Raw genomic sequence first — 257 nt, forward strand, 5'->3', positions numbered from 1 at the left:
GGCATGTGCGCTATTCAGCTGAATGGTTTCATCTTTTAGAATACCTTTGGATTCAAGCACTGGATGTTGCTGAATCACCTGATACACAGATTTAGGCCTAAAACGTGTGACAAATCCAATGTTTTGAGCAGTCAGATTTGCATACCATTGGTAATCGACATAGCCTTTATCAAAAACTACAATGCTGCCAGCAGGAAACTGGAATTTGCGGCCTTGTACCATGTCATTTTCTTTGCCATTTTCAACTGCAACAAACT

The 257-nt window shown here is 40.5% G+C and carries 1 pseudogene; it reads right to left on the reverse strand.

Annotation, left to right across the window (positions count from 1 at the left end):
• Positions 1-257, reverse strand: a pseudogene (locus GJQ66_RS13210) (IS4 family transposase); the annotation flags it as partial.

The organism is Microbacterium sp. ZXX196, assembly GCF_009709595.1.
Classification (GTDB): Bacteria; Actinomycetota; Actinomycetes; order Actinomycetales; family Microbacteriaceae; genus Microbacterium; species Microbacterium excoecariae.